This is a genomic window from Affinundibacterium macrobrachii (genome assembly GCF_014652415.1).
GTDB lineage: Bacteria > Pseudomonadota > Gammaproteobacteria > Burkholderiales > Burkholderiaceae_D > Undibacterium > Undibacterium macrobrachii.
In genome coordinates this window covers 284,578-307,730 of record NZ_BMYT01000002.1, presented here as the reverse complement: position 1 = coordinate 307,730, position 23,153 = coordinate 284,578, and the positions used below count along the sequence as shown (strand labels likewise).

Annotated in this window: 16 protein-coding genes; 8 read left to right on the top strand and 8 right to left on the bottom strand. The window is 45.7% G+C overall.

Annotated features, from left to right (window positions below):
* Position 1 precedes the first annotated feature (1 nt).
* Genes IE103_RS07105 through IE103_RS07095 form a run of 3 tightly spaced genes read right to left on the bottom strand, consistent with a single transcriptional unit; the run spans position 2 to position 4,065 of the window.
* Positions 2 to 535, bottom strand: coding sequence for an SH3 domain-containing protein (locus tag IE103_RS07105; protein WP_189345349.1), 534 nt, complete (start codon positions 533 to 535; stop codon positions 2 to 4).
* Entirely contained in the window at positions 532 to 2,400 is a 1,869-nt protein-coding gene (locus tag IE103_RS07100; RefSeq protein ID WP_189345348.1) for a CHASE2 domain-containing protein, read from the bottom strand. Before IE103_RS07100 ends, IE103_RS07105 begins: the two co-directional genes overlap by 4 nt.
* Positions 2,401 to 2,433: 33 nt before the next feature.
* Positions 2,434 to 4,065, bottom strand: a complete 1,632-nt coding sequence (locus IE103_RS07095) for a GAF and HD-GYP domain-containing protein (protein ID WP_189345347.1) — start codon at positions 4,063 to 4,065, stop codon at positions 2,434 to 2,436.
* Between the two features lie 342 nt (positions 4,066 to 4,407).
* Between IE103_RS07095 and IE103_RS07090 the strand changes: the two genes are divergently transcribed.
* The 5 genes from IE103_RS07090 (at position 4,408) to IE103_RS07070 (ending at position 12,302) form a co-directional block, all read left to right on the top strand.
* Entirely contained in the window at positions 4,408 to 6,927 is a 2,520-nt protein-coding gene (locus IE103_RS07090) for an alpha/beta hydrolase family protein (RefSeq protein ID WP_189345346.1), read from the top strand.
* A gap of 121 nt (positions 6,928 to 7,048) precedes the next feature.
* Positions 7,049 to 7,498: a response regulator gene (locus tag IE103_RS07085; protein ID WP_189345345.1), complete on the top strand. Its 450-nt coding sequence runs from the start codon at positions 7,049 to 7,051 to the stop codon at positions 7,496 to 7,498.
* A gap of 141 nt (positions 7,499 to 7,639) precedes the next feature.
* Positions 7,640 to 9,043: a sensor histidine kinase gene (locus IE103_RS07080; protein WP_229827159.1), complete on the top strand. Its 1,404-nt coding sequence runs from the start codon at positions 7,640 to 7,642 to the stop codon at positions 9,041 to 9,043.
* A gap of 143 nt (positions 9,044 to 9,186) precedes the next feature.
* On the top strand, positions 9,187 to 9,942 hold the full coding sequence (locus IE103_RS07075; protein WP_212683217.1) for a LytR/AlgR family response regulator transcription factor: 756 nt from the start codon (positions 9,187 to 9,189) through the stop codon (positions 9,940 to 9,942).
* A 179-nt stretch (positions 9,943 to 10,121) separates the two neighbouring features.
* On the top strand, positions 10,122 to 12,302 hold the full coding sequence (locus IE103_RS07070) for a TonB-dependent receptor plug domain-containing protein (protein WP_189345344.1): 2,181 nt from the start codon (positions 10,122 to 10,124) through the stop codon (positions 12,300 to 12,302).
* A 306-nt stretch (positions 12,303 to 12,608) separates the two neighbouring features.
* Here the strand turns inward: IE103_RS07070 and IE103_RS07065 are convergent, their stop codons facing one another.
* The 3 genes from IE103_RS07065 to IE103_RS07055 form a co-directional block, all read right to left on the bottom strand.
* Positions 12,609 to 12,899 (bottom strand): hypothetical protein, encoded by a 291-nt coding sequence (locus tag IE103_RS07065; protein WP_189345343.1) that lies wholly within the window; start codon positions 12,897 to 12,899, stop codon positions 12,609 to 12,611.
* Between the two features lie 182 nt (positions 12,900 to 13,081).
* Entirely contained in the window at positions 13,082 to 13,387 is a 306-nt protein-coding gene (locus tag IE103_RS18660; RefSeq protein ID WP_189345342.1) for a DUF6980 family protein, read from the bottom strand.
* Between the two features lie 224 nt (positions 13,388 to 13,611).
* Positions 13,612 to 14,535, bottom strand: coding sequence for a TolB family protein (locus IE103_RS07055; protein WP_189345341.1), 924 nt, complete (start codon positions 14,533 to 14,535; stop codon positions 13,612 to 13,614).
* A 311-nt stretch (positions 14,536 to 14,846) separates the two neighbouring features.
* Between IE103_RS07055 and IE103_RS07050 the strand changes: the two genes are divergently transcribed.
* Positions 14,847 to 17,105, top strand: coding sequence for a penicillin acylase family protein (locus IE103_RS07050; protein ID WP_229827158.1), 2,259 nt, complete (start codon positions 14,847 to 14,849; stop codon positions 17,103 to 17,105).
* A gap of 30 nt (positions 17,106 to 17,135) precedes the next feature.
* Here the strand turns inward: IE103_RS07050 and IE103_RS07045 are convergent, their stop codons facing one another.
* Entirely contained in the window at positions 17,136 to 18,245 is a 1,110-nt protein-coding gene (locus IE103_RS07045) for an AraC family transcriptional regulator (RefSeq protein WP_189345340.1), read from the bottom strand.
* 207 nt (positions 18,246 to 18,452) lie between these two features.
* On the opposite strand from IE103_RS07045, the gene IE103_RS07040 reads away from it, so the two are divergent.
* Both IE103_RS07040 and IE103_RS07035 read left to right on the top strand, forming a co-directional pair.
* Positions 18,453 to 20,006: an amidohydrolase family protein gene (locus IE103_RS07040; protein ID WP_189345339.1), complete on the top strand. Its 1,554-nt coding sequence runs from the start codon at positions 18,453 to 18,455 to the stop codon at positions 20,004 to 20,006.
* Between the two features lie 110 nt (positions 20,007 to 20,116).
* Positions 20,117 to 20,809, top strand: a complete 693-nt coding sequence (locus tag IE103_RS07035) for a 2OG-Fe(II) oxygenase (protein ID WP_189345338.1) — start codon at positions 20,117 to 20,119, stop codon at positions 20,807 to 20,809.
* Between the two features lie 194 nt (positions 20,810 to 21,003).
* On the opposite strand, the gene IE103_RS07030 is transcribed toward IE103_RS07035, so the two are convergent.
* Positions 21,004 to 22,836 (bottom strand): S8 family peptidase, encoded by a 1,833-nt coding sequence (locus tag IE103_RS07030; protein ID WP_189345337.1) that lies wholly within the window; start codon positions 22,834 to 22,836, stop codon positions 21,004 to 21,006.
* Positions 22,837 to 23,153 lie beyond the last annotated feature (317 nt).

The following is a 23,153-nucleotide window of genomic DNA, read 5'->3' as shown; positions in this document are numbered from 1 at the left end:
TTCATGGTTGCTCTCCCTTGGTTTTTAGATAGGCTTGTTCTTGCTCTTTTAAGTTCTCTTGTTTTGCAAAACTGATGGCATCAGATTTATCGCTAGACAATAACTTCATTTTTTCGAACGCGTCAGGGTTTGGTGTGAGGTTCGCAAAACTTTCTTTACTCCAGCCTTTTGCCCCAGTGGTAGTGGTACTGCCGCTAGAACCTGTTTTCACAAAGCTTAGTAGGCTTTTGACGGTATCACCGGTTTTGCTGCTGGTTTCCGCGCCCTTACTTTCAAAACGTAAACTAAGCATCTTGACCCAACCCGTCTGCGCTTGATCTCGCACCTCCATCCAGCTTGCTTTGCGTGAGAGTACGTCCAGTTTTTGATTTTCTGCCAGCATTTTTACCGTCGCGGCATCACTAAAAGGTTGGGCTTTGAGTTCGGCGCTACGGGCTACTGTAGCTTGTCCAGTATTTTGTGCATTTGCATGTAATGGACTGTTGGATAAGCCAATTACGCAAGCAAGTGCTAAGACTTTTTGCTGATGATTCATATTGCATCCTTATCGTTTTGTGGCGAGGGAGGACTAATTGGAGCGAGTGGTGAAAACAAAATGACTTCTTGTTCACGTCCTTTTACCTTATAGGAGCCAACTGGGTGAAAGTCAAGCGCGTCACCACATAGTTGCATCGTTTCGGCGGATACCAAGATACGCGACACGCCTTTGGTTAAGCCTTCGATTCGACTAGCGAGATTAACGGTGTCGCCAATCGCGGTAAATTCTTTTCGCTCAGCAGAACCAATCGAGCCGACCACTGCAGGTCCCGAGTGCAGACCGATGCCGACATCAAAATCGAGGTTGGTATCTTCAAGCTCTGCTTTAAATTTCTCCAATACTTTAGACATTTCAATTGCCGCCATCACCGCATCGCGCGCATGTTGCGGGTTATCGAGTGGCGCACCCCAAAATGCCATAATGCAATCGCCTATAAATTTATCAACGGTGCCGTTAAAGCGGAAAATCACCTCAACTTGTAGCGTGAAATAGCGATTGAGTAATGCCACCACTTCTTCAGGGCTGCGATTTTCCGACAGACTAGTGAAACCGCGGATATCTGAAAACAGTACGGTGATGTTGCGACTTTCGGCTTTCTCGCCGACATGTTCTGAGCCTTCTTTTGCGATCCAATCTTTGACTACATGGGGATTGACATAACGTCCAAATTCTTTGATGGTTGCTTGATAAGAACGATGAACTATCCAATATTCACGCAAGGCTAAACTGAAGTAATACGCCCATACGATCAACAGCGGCGTGATGATGTGAATGATCCACAATTGCGATAAGGCTAGATAGGCAAGCACGATACTTAGCGGCGTGATCATGCTGAGTGCCACCGCTGGAATGAGTGCATTGATGCGTTTCACAAAGCAAATGTAAATGGCAGCAATCGCCATCAATGTGACTAGTAAGAATGGCCACTGTGAAGGCATCTGCATGGCGCGCTGATTCTTTAGATTGTCCATCGCGGTTGCCAGAATATCGAGGCCGGAGTATTCGTTATCAATCGGCGTTGGACGAATATCGTGCAAAGATGAAGCATCAGCACCAATGATCACGATCTTATTGCGAAATTCATTGGCTGGGCGTAAGGGCTTAGCGCGGTCAATATCTGCATATAGTTCGCTATAAGAAATCCGCTTGTACGGATACTTGCTGCCACGCCACGATAACAAGATCTCAGCTTGCTGCGGTACTGGATAACCTAGGCTTTGCATCACTTTCGCCGGCAAGGAAGGCATTAACCAGCCCGATAAATTGCTATATAAATCGTAGCTGCGACCGATGCCGCGATCATGATTAAAATTGATGGTGCCGACTTGCCAAGATGCCATGTCAATTGCCAGCGGTGGTAGAAAACCACCGCGCGCGCCAGGATCTGCTTGTGCGGTTTTGATCAGTCCAAGTGCTTGTTGCAGATCGCTCAAACGTCCCACATAGGCGTCGTTATTTAACGAGCGTAAGGTAATCGGAAAGTAGACATGTTGTTTGCCACGAATTGCCTCATTAAATAATTGATCGCTTTCGGGACGATCTTTATCTTTTTCATTGAAGGTTAAATCAAAGACGATGGCTTTCGGTTGTTGTTGGTAGATCGCTTCAAGGATTTCGGCGTGTACAGAGCGTGGCCATACCCATTTCCCTACTTTCCCTTCCATCTCCGCCAAACTTGCGTCGTCTATCGTGATGATCACGATATCGGGATCTGCTTGTAATTTTTCTGCATGTGTTTTGACGAGAAAATCAGATAGTAGATGATCCAATCTTTGTAGCTTGTGCAGCCATACGATTTCGGCAATCGCTATCAATACAAATATCAAGCTGAATATGGGAATAAACCCGACGCGTCGTTTCATGATCATGCTTGATGTTGACCGATAAGTTCTGGCTTAAGTAGGAATCGCTAGGTGGTAACCGGGGATTTTGCTTTCATCGACTTCGTCAATTTGTGCGCTATCCATGAATTTTTTCGCATATTCCAAATACACTTTTTCTTTGACAAAAACGTGAAATAGATCAGGATCGATGTGTCCATTCAGACTAAATTTACCGAGTATGTCTAAAGATTCCGTCAGGGTTTTTCCGGTTTTATAGGGGCGGTCTTTGGCGGACAATGCTTCAAAAATATCAGCGATCGCCATAATTCGGGCTTGTACGGACATCTGTTCACCAGTTAAGCCACGCGGATATCCTTTACCATCCATACGTTCATGATGACCACCCGCAAACTCGGGGACATTTTTCAAGTGCTTAGGCCAAGGCAACGCTTCTAACATTCGGATCGTGACGGCGATATGGTTATTGATGATCTTGCGCTCTTCTGCGGTTAAGGTTCCTGCTTTGATGGTGAGATTCTCAACTTCATCAGTTGTGAGTAAATGCTGTTGTACGCCATGACTATCGATCCAACTTTGTTTGGCTATCTCTTGTACCCGCTCTTGATCTTCATCACGCATGCGTTCACCACCGATATTGGCATGACGCAAAAAGGCGCGGTCGAGTTCGATTTGTGCTAAGGCTTGCTGCATTTCGGACATGAACTTATTCTGATTGGCAGGCTGTTCCGCAGCCATTTTGAGATAACGAATTTCTATATCGCGTCTTAGAATCTCAAAGCGTGCATCGATCAAGTGGATACGGTCAAAAATGGTTTCTAACTTGGTGGATTTTTCAATTACATGCACCGGTGTCGTGATTTTTCCGCAATCATGTAGTAGGCCTGCCATCCATAATTCGCGACGATCACGTTCACTCATCTTAAAATCTTTGAACACGGCCAAGTCGCTACGATGCACCGCTTCGGCTAGCATCATGGTTAGCTCGGGTACATGCTGGCAATGGCGTCCAGTGTTTGGTGATTTTTCGTCGATCCCAATATTGATCAAATTGACCAAGGATTCAAACAAGTTTTCTAGCTGATAAATTAATTCTTGGTTGCTCAACGCAATCGCTGCTTGTGATGCGAGAGCTTCGATAAAACTTTGATCGGTTTCACTAAACGGAATGATTTGCTGGTTTGTCGGGTCAGTAGCATTGATTAACTGTAAAACCCCAATCAATTCAGATTCGTGATTGAGCATAGGCACCGTCAATAAAGATTGACAGTGGTAGTGATTGCGTTCGTCAAAGCGTCGCATTTCAGAAAAACTAAATAAATCCGCCGCATAGACATCGGCAATACGTATTGATTGCTTCAAATTTGCTGCATAAGCGACCACCGCTTGCAAGTTTTGTTGGCCGTTTTCATCGAATAATGGGATCGCCCGCATATCGGTACTACGCGGCTGCGAACCGCCTACATGAATATGCAAACTGTCATTGATGGCGATGTCAAAATCAAGCTGCGTTTTGGTTTTGTCGATGCGATACAGGGTGCCGCCATCCGCATTGGTCAACTTCTTTGCGGTTTGTAGTATTCGCTCAAGCAAGGAATTGGTATCTGCCAGACCATTCAGAGCCAGACTAAGTTCGGTCAAGTGCTGCAATCTTTGCGCGATTTGTAACTGATTGAGTTCTGACATGATTTCTATCGAGACGGGCAAATGCTCGCCCTTTTTGCATGGTTAATCAGCGTTCTAGTCTACTTTGGAAATGCTAATAAAGCATTTCAAAGAGCGTATTTTCGTCTTGGAATTCATCGCAAAACAACAGACTGTCGGCGTTTTTGTGCGTTTAATAAGCACAGGGAATAAGGATGCATTAAATGAAATTTTTACAGTACCAAGAATTTCCCGCTGACCGCTAGTTCGCCCACCCTGCGAGAATATGCCTGCTTTTGTCTTTATAATGCCTGCTTTTCGGTATGTGGCGCCAATGTGAAGGAATGCTGCATACGCTATTGATGAATTCATAAGGACGAAGTCATGTCGTCAAGATTTATCCAGCGTGGCAGCGTGTTTGCTCGCTGCTTATTTAACAGATCGCTTAGCAGCTCAGTTAGCAGTTCACTTGGTGGTTTGCTTGTTAGCCTAGGAATCAGTTTCAGCCTTGGTTTGCTTACGCCCGCTGTTGCCAGCGATAGTCGTTATCAATTGCCATCTGCTGAATTGCAATCTTTGGTGGATGCGCCGCGTGGTCCCGAGTTTCGGCTTGGACCAAAAAATAAGACGGGTTTGTTAGTCAATATTCCTGGCCTACCAAGCATTGCCGAGATTGCACAACCCGAATTAAAGCTAGCAGGTCTGCGCATACATCCTAAATTGCGTGCCGCATCGCGTACTGGTTTTAGTGATGGTTTGAGTTTATTAGATATCCCTAGCGGCAAAATTCGTAAGGTGACGGGTTTGCCAAGCAAGATCAAAATCGCCGATATGGCTTGGTCTGCTGATGAGAAATGGTTGGCATTTAGCGTCTGGGCGCGCAATGGCGTGGAGTTGTGGTTGCTCGATGTGAAACAAGCGACGGCTCGTCCATTGATTTATGAAAAACTGAATGCAGTAATGGGCGCCGGTTTTTCATGGTTAAACGGCAGTGATCAATTATTGGTTCGACTCCTACCACGCTCGCAAAAGCCAGCACCGATTGAACCTCGCGTGCCGATTGGCCCAAATATGCAAGAAACCCGTGGCGGCAAATTGGCGCAGACGCGTACTTATCCAGATTTATTAAAAAATGCGCATGATGCCAATATGCTGGATTGGCAATTGCAAACCCAATTAGCCGTGGTGCATATCGATGGATCGGTACGTCGTTTTGGTCCTGTCATGACTTTATCCAAAGTGCTTGCCTCGCCAGATGGCAAGTGGGTACTTACAACGCAATTGAAACGCCCGTACTCCTATCAATTGCCGTGGGAGCGATTTGGTCACTTGATTGAAGTTTGGAGCATCGACGGCAAGAAACTCAAAACCGTCGCCGATGTGGTGATGCGTGAACGTCTACCAAGTGCTAGCGATGCAGTACAAGCCGGTCCGCGTAATTTTGCTTGGCGTAATGATCAGCCTGCCACTCTGTATTGGCTTGAAGCACATGGTGTAGAAGCTGACGCGAATGCTCGTATTTCTGACGTATTGTGGCAGCACGGTGTTCCGTTTGGAGGTGCTCCACAAAAGTTGATGGAAATGCCTTGGCGCTTTAACCAAGTTTTGTGGGGCAATGATCATGTCGCTTTGGTCACCGAGAGTTCCGCTAAAACCCGAGAAACGCGCACTTGGCGGATACAGCCAGGTGCGCCATTTACCAAGCCAGACTTATTGTTTCACCGAAAAACGGAAGATCAGTACAGCAATCCCGGCTCACCGGTAATGGAATTAAATCAATATGGTCGTTCAGTAATTCGCCTCACCTCCGATGAACAGTCCATGTTTTTGACGGGTGTTGGTGCTAGCCCAGAAGGTGATCGACCATTTCTCGATCGTTACTATATTCCTACAGAAAAAGTGATTCGTTTATGGCGCTCGAAAGCGCCCTACTACGAAGAAGTGTTAGGCGTGTTAGATGATCAAGGACATCAGATCATTACTAGTCGCGAAGCAGCAGACGAAAGACCGAATTTATTCTTGCGTAATTTGGCAGGTACCGCTGCGCCGAAGGCATTAACCAATTATCCGCATCCAACACCTAAATTTCGTGGTATCCAGAAACGCCAAATTCATTACGAACGTGAAGATGGCGTGAGTCTAAGCGCAACACTTTATTTGCCGCCAGGTTACGATGAAAAACGTGATGGACCGCGACCGATGTTGATGTGGGCGTATCCACGCGAATTCAAATCTGCCGAAAGTGCTGGTCAGGTTAGCGGCTCCATGTATAAATTTAATCGTATCAATGTGCAAGGTCCACAAGTGATGCTGGCACGTGGATATACGGTTTTAGATGGTTTTTCTATGCCGATTATTGGTGAAGGGCGCAAAGAACCAAACGATACGTTTATCGAACAACTCAAAATGAACGCCCAAGCGGCGGTGGATGAAGTGGTTAAATTGGGCGTCGCTGATCGTCATCGGATCGCGATTGGTGGTCATAGTTATGGCGCTTTTATGGCTGCCAATTTGTTGGCGCATACCAGTTTGTTCAAAGCTGGCATTGCGCGTTCGGGTGCTTATAACCGTAGTTTGACGCCGTTTGGCTTTCAATCAGAAGATCGTAACTATTGGCGCGCATTTAACACTTATAAAGAAATGTCACCGTTTAATTATGCCGACGATATTGATGCGCCTTTGCTATTGATACATGGTGAAGACGATAATAATCCCGGCACTTTCCCGATGCAGAGTGAGCGTATGTATCAAGCTTTGCAAGGCTTGGGAACGCCATCACGTTTGGTCATGCTGCCGTACGAGAGTCATTTTTATCGATCGAGAGAATCCTTAATGCACATGCTTTGGGAACAAGACCAATGGCTCAATCGTTACGTAAAGAACGCAAAGCCAGCCGCAAAATAATGAAATCCTCGGATGCTTGTGGTGAAGCTTGTTGCGAATCTTAGGATTTCGCCGCTTTTGTGAATACAAGCACGAGGTTTTCCATTATGATGAACTCAACTTATTCTCTCTTTGGTTCACCATGTTAAAAGTTTATATTCTCGACAATCAAGCCGTTGCGCGCAATTTATTGGGCTCGGTGCTGATGAATGGCGGGCATGAAGTCATTGGTGATGGCAATCATAGTTCAGTCAATCTCGCCAAAATGGTGAAACTGCAACCGCAAATTGTCTGTATGGATATCGGTGAAGCAGATCAAGCTGGACTTGCCTTGTTAGACAATGTGCGAGCGCAATTACCAAAAGCCCTGATTTTTCTGGTGTCCGCTAAGATGGATGCAGAAATGATCACCGCCGCACAAAGTCGCGGTGTTGTTGGTTTTATTGTGAAACCATTTAATACTACTGCGGTGCTAACATCCATTCGTAATACGATATTGCGTATCGCTGGTCAGGCTCGTTCAAAGCAGCAAGCCGAATCAAGCTCAGAGACACCGGCTAGCGCTGGTGATCCACCAAGTAGTCCAGCTTAAATGGGCTTTGTTCAGCTCGATTTGAACTTTTGATTTCATCTTCCGTTCGGCAGCTTTTGTCTAGCCATAATCGATTTCATCGCAACTTTACTTCTGCATTCAGCGCTCACTTATAGTAGATGCTATCAATAAGGAGGCGTCATGAATCCGTCATCAATTCCCAACCAACCTGCTATGTCTGAACAAGCTCTACCGTCAGAAGTATCGATTCAAAGTGATACTTGGTTAAATCGCTATCGTAACTTCCCGGTCTTTTCGAAGACCTGGTTTCGCTATCGTACCGTTGCCTTTGTTGGCGTCTATATTTTTATCGCTGCTTTGGTGACGGTGATTGCTGCGGTCACCAAGGGGGATTGGAAAGTCTATGCCGTTACCATGGTGCCAGTGATGTTGGCGGCGCTTAGCTTGACGACCGTTGGTCAAGCAATGGCGGTGTGGGTGAGAAAAAAGAATTTTGCGAGTCGTAAAGAGACGATCTTATTGTGTATTGCTTTGCTTTCAGGCGTGGCGATTAGTTATGGCGTTGCGCAGGCGACAGATAACTTGGCAAAGTTTGTGATCTATGGCGATGCGAATTATAAAGTCGTTTCAAAAAACAAAAAGAGTAATGCGGATCATCAACATGCAAGCGCATCAGCGACGGCGAATGCGGCTTCAGCGCAAACACCAGCTTCCGTTCCAGCTGAAACTTCTGCAGCTTCCTCAACAAAGAACGAGGAAAATTCAGCGAGCGTGGCAAAAGCTGAAACTAAGGAAAAACCCGCGGACAACGACAGTGTCAAGCTGGACAAGTTAATTCAATTGATCATCGGTTCCTTCCCTATCGCGTTTTTGATTATCTACACCGCGAGCGGTTTTGACTTATGGTTTTTCTTCCGACAACGTAAGCGTCTTGCAGAGGCATTACGTCAACAAGAATTAAAACGCGCGCAAGATGCGCGTCGCGAAGCCGAGTTGCGCTTATCGGTATTGGTTGCCCAAGTCGAACCACATTTCTTATTCAATACCTTGGCAGGCGTACGCTCAGCAATCTTGACGGAACCGTTGCGCGCTACCGCGATCGTCGATCATTTGGTGGATTATTTACGTTCAACGATTCCACAAATGCGCGGTGATGGCACCAGCGAACAAGGCCGCTTAGCCAAACAACTAGAGGCTGCGCGCGCCTATTTAGGTTTAATGCAAGCCAGAATTCCGCGCCTTAGCTACAGCGTCGAATCAGAATTAAAAGACGCGGCCTTTCCACCTTTGCTTTTGATCTCTTTAGTTGAAAACGCGATTAAACATGGCATAGAACCAAAAATTGGTCCGGTTCATGTTGCTGTCAATGCGCGTTATTTTGATGATGGTGATGAAGAAAAATTAGAAGTATCGGTGAGCGATAACGGTGTGGGTTTTGGCGGTACTACTTCTGGTTCCGGTATCGGTTTAGCCAATATCCGTGAACGTCTAGAATCCATGTATGGTGATAAAGCGAAACTCACTTTAAAAGCACGACCTGAAGGTGGTGTGATTGCCAGCATTGTTATTCCCTTGATCGCTTAACGGTAGCTTCATCGAATATCTGGGGGGCGCTAACCGAGCGCATTCTTCGTTGCGTATTTAATTGCTCAGGTAGTACAAATTCATTGATAATGTAAAACGTAAAAAAAACTATTTAAAAATAGCATCAAAGTGTAAGGATAACTATGACCACAGCGATTATTGCCGACGACGAAGATTTACCACGCAAAGACCTACGCCGCATGCTAAACGATTTGTGGCCCGAACTCGACATCATCGCCGAATGCGAACATGGCGCAGACGCTTTAGAGGCGATACATCAGCATCATCCCGACATTGCGTTTCTTGATATTCGTATGCCAGGCATGACAGGTCTCGATGTCGCCAATGCGACCAAAGGTCGCTGTCACGCCGTGTTCACCACAGCTTACGATAATCACGCGCTTGAAGCATTTTCGGCAGGTGCGATTGATTATTTGCTCAAACCGATTTCACGAGAACGCCTAGTCGATGCCATCGCAAGGCTCAAAGCCCGCTTAGAAGTCAAAGCTACACCAACAGATTTAAGTAGTCTGATGCAAGAATTAGACAAGCGACTACGGCCACAAAATGTCGAACGCATACGTTGGATTAGCGCCAGCGTCGGCGATACGATCAAGATGTTCCCTATCGATAAAATCCTATTTTTCACCTCGGACGAAAAATATACCCGTGTCGTATGTACCGATGATGAAGCACACGTGCGCAAGCCCTTAAAAGAAATTATCGAAGGACTCGATCCAGAGGTGTTCTGGCAAATACACCGCAGCGTCGTCGTCCGCGCCGACGCCATCGCCAAAGCACATCGTGACGAACTAGGCAAAGTTACGGTTGAATTACGCGGCAGCAAAGAAGTTTTAAAAGTAAGTCAGGCTTATGCTTGGCGGTTTAAGCCTATGTAACAAGCGGAGTTTAGGATTTATCCTCGTTGGACGAAGGCAGTTAGTTGAATTCACAATTCTGATGACTTCATATAAGAAAAATATTTCCAACTATGTATGGCGTATTTTAGGCGTGACTTTTATCGCTCTATATATCGTCTTTCTCGTCATTAGTGCGTAAGGAAAATGAGCTTGATCAGATGAAAAAAACTCTTGGTACAAACCAGCTTCCAATTAATCTTGTTTGCGCTCTACTAGCGGGTTTCAGTTCGAATATTCAAGCCCAAAACGTCGAGCAAAAAGTTCAGCAAACTCAGCAAATTGAAATAAAAGCCAAGTCAGCTACTGAAAATGCAAAGCGCGATGCCCCGTCAAAGCTGGTTGTGGAAAATGCCGAATTGATGCGTTTTGGTGATACCTCTGTTACCGATGCGATCAAACGTGTACCCGGTGTGATTGTGAATAACGGTGCGATACAATTGACCGGCATGGGTGGACAGTACACGCAAATTTTGCTCGATGGTGAGCCGCTACGCGGTACAAATATCGACCATATTCCGATGAGTATGATTGACCGCGTTGAAATCTATCGACTAGGTAACGCGGAATTCAGTAGTGCTGCAATCGCAGGAACGATCAACATTATTCTGAAAAAAATTCCACGTGAAGCACAGCAACAAATTAAGTTAAGCGCAAGTGACGCGTATTTACCTACGACTAAACTGGATTGGCGAGGATCGTCAACGCATGACAAGTTGTCTTATGCCTTATCGATTGCAGCAGGAATTGATCGTAACGCCTTCGGCCCACCGAAACGCTCTTCAGTTCGCACACGTGATTCTGACAATATCGTTGTCAGCGAATATGACACACACTTTGAAAGCAAATTTAAAAGCAAGATGATCAGTATCTATCCGAAGATACAATATAAAGCACCCGATGGTTTTTATGTTGGTTTGGATTCTGGATTCGCGTTTTACAATTTTCCGGTTGAGATCACTGAGGACTATCGCTTTCTAAAAGGCCCTGCTTTTCTGGTTACTCATGAAAACGTTCGCGTCAACGACTATACAAAATCAGCGAATAGCGTATTAAGAATCGGTGATCGCATTTGGAAGGATGTGAATATTGATTTGACCTTGGGTTTGAATGGCGGCTACACAAAAAATTATTTGAACCAACTGCACTTTACTGAAGATGCGGTCTTAGTTTTGGATCGAGATATCAAGCGAGTTCGTCGCAGTGGTGGTGTCGATAGTAGCCTGAAATTAAGGGCGCCCGGATTTGAAAATCATGATGTCGTAGCTGGGTGGAATGCCAGCAGTCAGGTAGTTAATGAGCGCAGCTTGAGTGTCGATAGTGAGCTTGGTCTTAATGGCGCAGTGACGCAGTTAGTCAATGATCAGCGTACTCGTTCGGTCGTGTCGCGCTTAGCATTTTTTGCCCAAGATGATTGGCGTTTTCAAAAAACATCCTCCGCATCTATCGGCTTACGTTGGGAGACGGTGCAGGTAGAGACCGCTGGAAATCAATTGTTTTCTGGCCGTTTTAATGCCCATGTTTGGAGTCCAATTGTACAAACTTTATGGCAGTTACCTCGATTAAATTCTGAAAATACTGATCGTATACGTATTGGTGTTGCGCGAACTTATAACGCGCCAACGAACTTTCAATTGGTCAATCCAGGATTCAAGCTCATTAATAATTCAATAGAAAATCCTAGTGATTTAGCTAACCCGCGTCTTAGACCCGAGTTGGCGTGGTCATTTGAGGCCGCGTATGAGCATAACGGTGCCGATAAATGGAACTACAACTTACGGACAGTCTTTCGTAAGATCGATGATTTACACCGACAAGATATACTTAAATTTGGCAATGATTGGTGGAAGCAATATGTGAATGCTGGGCATGCAATTAGTAAGAGCCTCAGTTTCGATACGCAGTTTCCTTTGAAGCGATTTGTTGCTAATGCACCTGAATTGAATTTCAGTTTTGCTGTGTCGAAAAACTGGACTTCGCTATCGAATTTACCACCACCGGACAATCGGCTCACACCAATCAGTTTGAGTGCAAACACGAACATTGACTATACCGCGAAAGATATACCCTTAAGTCTAGGCGCTAGTTTGCGTTATCGTGACGGCAATCCACTCATGGTCAGTTTGAGTCAACGTCAATTACATCAGGCGCAAACTAATCTTGATATGTATGGGGTCTGGAAATTTGATAAGAAAACGCAATTGCGCTTTAGCATTGATAACGCATTAAAGCGCGCTTACGCCGATGGTTTTGAGTTTTATGACCGAAGATTCACCACTACTAAGTTAGAAACAAAGGCCGCTTATCGTACGATGCGGCTGAATTTTGAACACAATTTTTAAGCTGTGGTGTTCGTGTGTGCTGTTGCATTTGTTCCCGGGTTATTTCACAAATTCTGTCAGCTTCTATTTTCTGATGAGTAAATACAATTTGCCTTGGTGTACAAAAGAACAGAGTTCGACAAGTGTTTCGTGATTGATCAATAGCCTTAAAACGCGCCATACATCCTGCTCATCGGGCGAGGATTGAACTTATACTTCTTCGAGGGTATTTACTTTATTTGGGAGGCTTTGTGATTGAGGGACTAAAAAATACGGCCTCAAAGCCGAGATGAAAGGCGCGAAAACGCGTCTTTGTCGATTGTTGAGTTAAACATCGTTATGCTCCCTCGAGATTGGCTTACCGTCTACCAATGAAAAAGACCGATCCGAAACTGTAAATGATGAACCATTTATTTGAAAATTGGTAATGATAGGAATTTCAGTTTGCCAACAAACACCATCTTCTGGACTAAACCTAAAAACACCACCTTCGCAGACGCAAATCACATCGCCTAAATATTGAATTATGTCAAAGTACAAACCGCCCCAGCTACCAATAAGAGTTCGTGCTGCTTCATCGAGGACAATGATAGACGTGGTCGCTTGAGAAAATTCCATGCCACAAGCACCACATCGCTCAACTTGGATCAGCGAAGATGTAAGGCAGTTTGGACACTCGTTCCAAATTAGGGGCTGTTTAGGCATGGCTTAGTGCTGATGTTTAACGTAAAGCTAACCGGCGCTGCGCGGCTTTATCGCGCAGGGTCCAGCGACCGAAGGGAGTGAGGTTGATCGCCATGTTAGATGCTGTACCACTCATTAGTTTTGTATTTTTCTGGTATGTCTTGCGCGAACGGATCATCGAAGCCGAGTGATTCAAGCTCTTCAAACCAGCGATCACGGAGCGATTCGGGCAAGTGCGCTCCACACCAAGGGCAAAAAGCTATGGTGATAGAACTTGAGCCGCCATCATGCACGATGATTCTGTACTCGTTAAACACAGGAGAATAATTGACCAAGCAATCCGGGCACTCATAGGGCGATGAGTGCTCTGCGCACTTGTTGTCTATTTGCTCTTGCATCTGGTCGCAGCAGTGCTTGGGCATGGCATCTAACTAGATATAGAAGGTGAAATGACGGGTGAAAAAGCGACTTGTCGCATAATACTTTTCATAGAAGCCCTCTAAAGTCTTTTGCATATTAGCTTTCCAGAGATGCACTGTGCATTTGACCAGTATTGAAATTTCTATGGAAAGCGTCATTCAAATGAGTTAAATTCTACCAAGCTTCTGGATCGCGTCAAGGAAGCGATTCGGTGTAAGCACTATATTTATCTCACCAGCGCCTTATAGGAATAAGGATCAAAATCGACCACGTAAATGTCCTCAATCATTCTGTCAGCTTCTTTTTTCTGGCGAGTGAAATACAATTTTCCTTGATGTACAAACGGACAGAACTCGGCGAATGTTGAGTTGATCGGTAAACCTAAATTGACTGGTTTTGTCCATCGCCCTTTTTCATTGAAGCTGATGTAGAGATCTACCTCGCCATGGCCAGCGGTGTCAGAAGAAAAATAGATGAGATAGTCTTCATCGGGTGAGATAAATGGATTGGATTCTCTGAACTGCTCGGTGTTGATTGGTGCGCCTAGATTGACTGGTTTTTGGTATCTTCCATCGACTAGCTTGGCGACGAATAGATCAGAATTGCCAGCTTGGCTTTCATGGTCTTTCATAAAATAGATGTTGCCATTGTTTGCGATAGACGCATACGATTCTGAGGCTTGGGTATTGATTACATCACCCATGTGAAAAGCCTCGCTCCAGCCTTTGGCGTTTCGTTTTACCGCCCAGATATCAAAATCTGTTTTTGGTGCTTGTTTGCTTGTTTGGTTTGCTGGATAGACTGAATTGGTGCCTACTGGGCGGTTTGACTGAAATAGTACGGTTTGTCCATCGGGGCTAAAGATAGGGTCGATGTCTTTCCATTCTCCCTTGTCAGTTGAGAATGGCGCGACTTTGGGTTGCGACCATTTGCCGTTTTGAAGATGCGATTCCATGATCATGAGTTTTTCTCGTTTGCCTTGGGATTCTACCCACAATGCAGTCTTGCCATCAGGTGAGAGCGTAAAGCCGAATACCCCGCCATTTGATATCAGACCGGGCTGGAACTTTTCGGGAAGTGCTTGCGCTGCTATAGCATGGGTAAAGATCAGCATCCATAGATAGAATCCATATCGAGCTAGTTTGATCATGATGCACCTCGTTTCGCCTTGATTACGTGTTTCGGTTGAATGCCCTTGTTCAGTTTGTTTCCCGATCCGTTTAGAAGTTTTCTTAGTTATCAATTTAGACAATCGCATTACGTTTGCGATGTGCTTTATGCAGTTTGGGAACTTCATCTATCCTCGGTGAGTCTCTAACTTATTCGTGCTTCATCATGCAATGGCGGTAGTTAATTGAGACAAGACTGTTCTATGAACTCGCCTTATTCTGCTGCATTGCATGTTAGCTGTGTTAGTCTTTCACGCAGAATACTTCTGCTTAACTTGAATACGGACAAGATATGCGCTTACATGTTTTAAACAATTCTCAGACAGGCTTGAAGACCTTTTTGTTCCACAAAAAAATGTTGGCAATCTGCTTGTTGCTGGGTTCAGGTATTAGTAGTTTGGCCATTGCGCATAGTGCGCCAATTGCTCCGGCGGCCCCAGTTGCGGATGCAAAAGACCGCGCTCGTTGGCAAGCGACTGCAAAAAAGGTGACGATTTCTCGCGATCAGTGGGGGATTCCGCATGTGCAGGGTAAGAGCGATGCTGATGCGGTGTTTGGTCTTTTGTACGCGCAGGCGGAGGACGACTTTAAGCGCATCGAGCTCAATTACATCAATGCTCTGGGGCGTTTGGCAGAGGTTGAAGGTGAAGTCGAAATTTGGCGCGATTTGCGGATGAAGTTATTTATCCAGCCCGCGCAGCTAAAGCAGCAGTACGCGAAAAGTCCCGCATGGTTAAAGCAGTTGATGATCGCCTTTGCCGATGGTTTGAATTATTACCTGCATACCCATCCTGAAGTTAAGCCGCGTTTGATTAGCCATTTTGAACCGTGGATGGCCTTAGCCTTTAGCGAAGGTAGTATCGGCGGCGATATTGAGTCCATCAATTTGAAAGACTTAGAGGCTTTATACGGTGACAAGCCGGAATTGTTAGCGCAGCAAGAGCCAGTAAGCCTACCTGAACCGCGCGGTTCTAACGGTTTTGCGATTGCGCCATCGCGTACCGCGAATGGGCAAGCGATGCTCATGATTAATCCACACACCTCATTTTATTTCCGCCCAGAAGTGCATGTCATGAGTGGGCAAGGTTTGAATGCCTATGGTGCCGTGACGTGGGGACAGTTTTTCGTGTACCAAGGTTTTAATCAATACAACGGTTGGATGCACACTTCTAACGCGGCGGATGTGATTGATGAGTTTGCTTTGAATGTAACGCAAAAGGGCGATAAGTATTTTTATCTGTATGAAGGGCAATTACGCCCACTCAAAGTAGTCGAGCAGACGCTGCCTTTTAAGGCATTTAATGGCATGGTGAACCGCAAGATTAAGACTTACTTTAGTCATCATGGTCCGGTGGTGCGCTCGGCAAATGGAAAGTGGATCGCGGTGCAATTGATGAATGAGCCGACCAAGGCTTTAATGCAATCGTATTTGCGTACGAAGACGCGCGATTATGCGGGTTTTGCCAAAGTGATGGAGTTGCGTGCGAATTCATCGAACAACACGGTGTACGCTGATCGAGATGGCAATATCGCCTACTTCCACGGCAATTTTGTACCGCGCCGCAACCCGCAGCTTGATTGGACCAAACCAGTTGATGGCAGTTTGCGTTCTGCAGATTGGCAGGGTTTGCATCCAGTTAAAGAGATTATTCAGATTTTCAATCCAGCAACGGGATGGATACAAAATACCAATAACTGGCCGTTCTCGGCTTCTGGTATTGGGGCAGAAAGCAGTAGTCCCCGTCTGCAAGATTTTCCGCGCTATATGTGGAGTAACGGCGAAAACGCGCGCGGCTTACATGCGGTGAAGATGTTACAGGACGCGAAAAATCTCGATTTGAACGGATTAATCAAACTGGCGTATGACAGCGAATTAACCGCATTCGAATCATTATTACCGCCTTTGTTTAAGGCGTATGAAGCCAAACCAGATCCCATGCTTGCGGAGCAAATTCAAGCACTGCGGAATTGGGATATGCGCGCGACTGTAAACTCAAGCGCGACTTCGCTCGCTATTTACTGGGCGCAAGACCTGGTATTGCAGCACGGCGGCGAAGCAAAGCATAAAAACATTCCTATCGTGGATTACTTGCCCAGCGTTTCGGCACCTGCTCTGCTAGCAGCATTGAAGCGTGCAAGTCAGCGTTTGCAAGATGATTTCGGACAATGGCAAACGCCGTGGGGCGAAATCAATCGCTTTCAGCGCTTATCTGGCGATATTCAGGCAACTTATGACGACAACAAACCAAGTTGGCCAGTGGCGTTTGCTTCGGGCAACTGGGGATCGTTGGCCGCATTTGGTATGGTCGGCAAGCAAACCACCAAACGCATTTATGGTGATCGTGGGAATAGCTTTGTCGCCGCGGTGTCATTTGGTCCGCGGGTGCAGGCTAAGAGTATTTTGGCGGGTGGTAATAGCGGCGATCCAGCTTCGCCGCATTTTAATGACCAAGGCGAGATGTACAGCAAAGGCGAATTTAAAGACGTGTCGTTTTACCCTGAAGATATCGCCAAGCATACGAAGCGTCGTTATCACCCAGGGCAAAAATAGACTGGATAGAACTCGCCTACCTCATCGAATTTAGGCGAGTTCGTTTGCTGCGGTCGATGCAGCTTGTCTGTGCATGTCGCGATATGCGGAAGGTGAAGTGCCACAAACGCGCAAAAACTCTTTATTGAAATTAGATTTGCTACTAAAGCCAGATGCTTGCATGACGTCGATGATGCTCATGTCGGGATGTTCAATTAAACGATTTTGCGCTTCTTGTATGCGTTGATCATTCAAATACACCGAAAAGCTGTGGCCGTAAATTTGGTTGATTGCATTCGATAATTGGCGTGCTGGCATTTGTAATTTTTTTGCTGCTTGCGCCAACGTAATGCCAAATTCAAGTTGATGTAGTCGTTCGGTTTTGACTAGATTTTGCCAGCGTTCAAAGGTCTGTTGGGCAAGCTCCGGGTCAATCGCACTGGGGTTTACTTGGATGGTGGCTTGCAGAGTTTGTTGTCCAAATTGATACATCCATTCTAGCCACGCACTGCGGCGGAGTGCTGCCACGATCATCGTGATATTGATGAGAAAGAAAGCAAGGCTGGCAATTAGCAAGGATGTTGACTCGCGTAATTTGACGCCTGCACGCATTTCTAAATTCACTGCCAATTCAAGCGTGATGTTAATCAATGCCATGATCATCAGACATACCAACCAGCGATATGCTGGCTCAGCATGACTATCTAGGTGAGCAAGCGCTCGCTTTCCTGCGCGCATTTGTAGCGCGATCAAGCAAAAATAGATCACAAAGCTGCTCGTAATTGCAAGATCAATGAAGGCGCGCAAGGGTTTGATCCAGACCAACAGGGCAAAAATGAGAATGCCAATCAAGAAGTGGACTGCGTCACTTAGCTTAATTTGCGAAGGCTGGCGATGCACACAAGAAAAATAGAGATACAAGGCAGGGCCGAGCAGCATGGCGAACAGTGGTCGGGTGAAGCCAAATCCACTTAAGCTGCGGTCTATGTTGCTGTTGAACATAATCACCAAGGCCAAACTTTGATGTGCATATAGCAAGCAATTGAGCGCAAGTAATCGTTTTGGTGTGGGGCGCATCGCCGACATGCTGAGTAATTGCACCGCCATTAACAAGCATAAAACGGCGTTGGCGGTTTGAATGTGGCTGATAATTGATGTCATATTGATCATGATAAACGATCTGCCATCGATGTATGTGCGATTTTCTTCACATCATCAAAAAAACAATTCAAAGCTGAATTTGTTGAATAAAACATATTTTTAATGCGTTTTTAAGTCTTTTCTAGCTACTTTTCTGACCTTAATCGCGTTTTAGGTCGAAAAAGTGTGAGTGCATCAGCAAACTGACTTCTTTTTTATGGAGGACAGATGATGTTTCAAGCGCTACTTTATTCATCCACTTTACGTTTTTCTAGCCTACTTGGTTTGATCAGTTTGGCAACATTGCATGGCGCGTATGCGCACGCTGATACTTTATTGATTAAGCAAGTACAAATCATTAGCGGTGATCAAACGAAAGTTTCTGCGCCGACCGATGTGTTTATCCGTGACGGTAAAATCGACCGGATTACGAAAAATCTAAGTAAGTCGGCTGCCGCAGCGGCAGTCAAAGTCGATCAAGAAATCGATGGGCGTGGGCAATTCTTAATACCTGGTTTGATCGATAGCCATGTCCATCTTGATGGTATTCCCGGTTATCGAGCGGGACAGGAAAAAGATCTTGTCATGCTCAATCAGGCGCAACAACAAATGCCTCGGAGTTATGTCTACTTTGGTTTTACTACGGTATTAGATTTGACCGGTGATCCAACATTTATCGCAAATTGGAATAAGCAAGCGCTTGCGCCCACCGCACATTTTTGCGCACCTGTGACCATACCGAATGGTTATCCAGCAGTTTGGATCGGAAAAGAATTGCAGTTCCAAGTCGCTGGTACTAAGTACATGCTATTCGACCCCGCCCAAGCGCAAGTTTATCCAGCCAGCTTCGATCCCGCACAGCATACAGCCGAAGCCGTGGTGAGCTATGCTAAAAACGACGGTGCTCAGTGCATCAAGGTATTTTATGAAACCGGATTTGGCGCACAAAAGAACTTACCCGTGCCTTCGGTCGAATTGATTCAAAAGGTCGTGGCACAGGCGAAAAGTTTGAAGATGCCGGTCTACTTGCATGGCAATTCACAAGCGGCTTATGAATTTGCTTTGAAGACTGGTGTCACAACTTTGGTGCATGGATTGTGGCATGAAGCAAAAAATGTCGAGCAATTTGCTAACCAGCAAAGGCTTGCACAGATTGCCGATGAACTTAATCGCGCTGGTATTTCGGTACAGCCAACCATACAAGTTCTCTACGGCGAACAAGAAATGCTGAATCCAGATTTCTTTCAACAAGCCGCTGTCTCGCATGCAATTCCCGCACGATTAGCGACGTGGTATCAAACGGAGTCTGGTCAATGGATGAAAAACTTGTTGGCGCAAGAAGTTGTCAAAGAAAATCAATCGCCCGTCGTGATGTATCAGGCTATCAAGAATAGCTACGCCAAGCCTTTGGCAACCGTGGTGAATATGACGAAAAAGCTGAATCAGCGTGATGTGCCCTTGTTGTTCGGCAGTGACACACCGAGTGGTCCGTTTTATACCCAATTTCCGGGCGTGAATGGGCGCTGGGAAATGGATCGTTGGTTAGAAGCGGGGATTAGTTTGCCACAGCTATTTCGCGCATTGACGATACAGAACGCACGTGCACTTGGTATGCAAGACAGGATCGGTAGCGTTGAGATTGGCAAGCAGGCTGATTTGCTCTTACTTAAGCGCAATCCATTACGTGAAATAGGTGCATACGACACCATTAGCCACGTGATTTTGCGTGGAAAAGCTTATCCGCGTGATCGTTTGTCGGCGCAAAACATAGCGGTTGAGTAAAGTGTTTCCCTCGTTCTGCATTGGTTGATAAAATGGAATGTCTATGCAGATTTTCGGATAAATCTGATTGCAACAAAACGATAAAAACCACAGCAAATAATGGGGGACAAATGGACGATTTTATTGAAGTGTATGACGGGGCCTTGAGCCCCGAATTCTGTCAGCAGATGATCGCCACTTTTGAACAAAGCCCGCATTTAATCCAAGGTAAGGCGGGTGGCTTGGTGGACACCAGTAAAAAGATCAGTCAAGACCTACTACTGAATTCGCATCCTGAATACGCACAATTATTGCAGCACATTTCTAGCGTGACGGCCGAATATCTTACTGCCTATATGGAGAAATACCGGTTTGCACTGATCGCTCCACTGGCACTCACTTTGCCGCATCCGTTGACTGGCCAAGCGACCCCTTTAACGATTGAGAATTATGACGAGTTAGCTAGCGGTAAGACGGCGGATTTAATGAAGTATCTGTATCGCTTGGGAAATGTACAAGCGCAAAAATATCCGCAAGGTTTGGGTAATTATCGTTATTGGCATTGTGAAGTATTCCCCATGGCTCCGCATAATGAACAGTTGCACCGCAGTTTGCTATTTATGTTCTATCTAAATGATGTTGAACAAGGTGGCGAGACGGAGTTCTATTATCAAAAGAAGTCGATCACCCCGCGCACGGGACGTATGGTAATCGCGCCCGCCTATTTCACACATACCCATCGTGGCTGTGTGCCGGTTTCAGGCGACAAATACATTTTGACGAGTTGGGTTTTGCTGCAAAGAGCAGAGAATCTATACGCTTGATTGATCAGTAAAGAAAAAGCCGCTGATATCAGAATCAGCGGCTTTTTGTTGGTGAGATTTTTCTCGTTTTATGGAGATCAATCTCACGCAATTTCAGGCATTCACATCAACTAGTTAGTGCCATCCCATCGACTTAGTTTCGATGGGAATTGGACCATTGATTTGATAAATCGTTGATGACCTGAGTTAACAACTTATTGCACGACCGCTTTCACGCTTGCGCCACTCACAGCAGCGTATGCATTAACTAGCAAGTAGTAAGTACCTGCAGTTGGCGCACTAAATGTAATGGTTTCGGTGTTAGTGGAACCATCCGATTTCTTCGTGTAGCTGGTTGTGGTTGGTGCGGTTGTCATACGTGCATACAAATCGCCGTCACCTGTGCCACCAGACAAAGTAAATGTCAGGCTGGTTTTACCAGATGGCACTGTGATGTAGTACAGCTTCGATGCATTAGTCGCCAATGTCACACCTTGCGCCGTGCCACTCACCAATGCTGTGCCAGTCGGTGGTGTCGTGCCGGTTTGATAGCTGGCCACAATCGATGCGCCACTGACTGCTGCATAAGCATTCGCTAACAGATGGTAAGTACCTGCGGCTGGTGCTGCAATCGTGATGGTCTCGGTATTGGTAGAGCCATCTGATTTCGCCAAATAAGAAGTGGTAGTTGGTGCTGAGCCTAACTTGGTGTACAAGTCGCCGTCACCAGTACCACCAGACATTTTGAAGGTCAGATTGCTTGCGCCACTAGGTACGACGAAAGTGTAAGCTGCACTTTGACCAGTAGCAGCAGAGAAGGATTTCGCCACATCTTTCGTTAATTCGCCACCGGTTGGCGGTGTCACTACATCACCATTCAAGAACTGAATGTTGACGAATTTATTCACACCAGATGGGATGCCAGTGATTTTGCCAGTCAAAGAATTATTGACAATGGCTGTCGTCACTTGTGATGGTGTCGCGTTTGGATTGGCTGCCAAATACAGTGCTGCAACACCAGCTAAATGTGGTGATGCCATCGATGTACCTGACATGGATGTAGAGCCAGTGTTGGAGCTATAAGACGCAGATGTGATATTGGAACCTGGGCCATAGACATCAACGCAAGAACCATAGTTCGAAAAGCTAGACATCGCATCGCTGCTAGTGGTGGAGCCGACGGTGATGGCGCTCGGTGCGCGTGCTGGTGAATAGTTACATGCATTGCTTGAGTCGTTACCAGCTGCAACCACTGTGGTAATTCCCGCATTGGTCATGCGCGCAATCGCATCATCGGTTGCTTGAGAAGCACCGCCACCCAAAGACATATTAGCGACTGCTGGCTTTACTGCATTGGCAGTAACCCAGTCCATCCCCGCGATCACGCCAGAATTTGAACCGCTACCATCACAACCCAATACGCGAACTGGATGCAAGGTAACGTTTTTAGCGACGCCCCAAGTGGTGCCGCCCACCGTACCCGCAACGTGTGTGCCGTGACCTTGGCAATCGTTTGTACCTTGACCATCATTGACCGCTGTGTAGCCGTTGCCCATGCGGCCAGTGAAGTCATTGTGTGTGCCGCGAATACCGGTGTCCAAGATGTAAGCGTGTACGCCGCTGCTCGATGGATAAGTGAAAGAACCATTCAAAGGTAAGTTGGTTTGATCAATGCGATCAAGACCCCAAGTTGCGCTGGTTTGTGTGCCGCTGATACGCATAATTTGGTCAGCTTCCACATACGCAACTTCTGGATCATCCGCCATGCGCTTCGCGTTTTCTACATCCGTTGTAATAACTGCACCATTTAAAACATGGTTGAATGAGCGTTCGACTTTGGCACCGAAGCGCATACCCACACCCTTGGCAACAATCTCGGATGTTTGACGCTCTCCTCTAGCGCTCATCATCGCATTGTCTTTGAACACCACAATGTAACGATTTGGAATCACATTTGAAGCATTGATTCCTCGGATTTCACCAGCTTGTGCTGCAAAGCAAGACATCACAGCAGATGCAGCCAATGTAAGTTTTACTAATTTTTTCATTATAATTTTGCCTCCCCAGGTTTGGCATTAAAAGTAAGTTGAATTGCATGAACTGTCGATAAATTGACGCGTTCTAACTCCAATTATGTATCAACTGTTTTTAATTTAAATCAACTAATCAAAACAAACAGTTTTTTCATAATTGTTCATCTGATACTAAGAATTTGATTTATATCAAACTCAGCATCAAATCGAAGTATGTATTCAACAACTAAGTTAAACAAATAGATTTTCAGAAAATTGTATTAATTTGTATGAAAACTGTTGTTTTTTGTTGTCTTTAAGTGATGACTAATAACTATTTCCAAGTGGCAAAT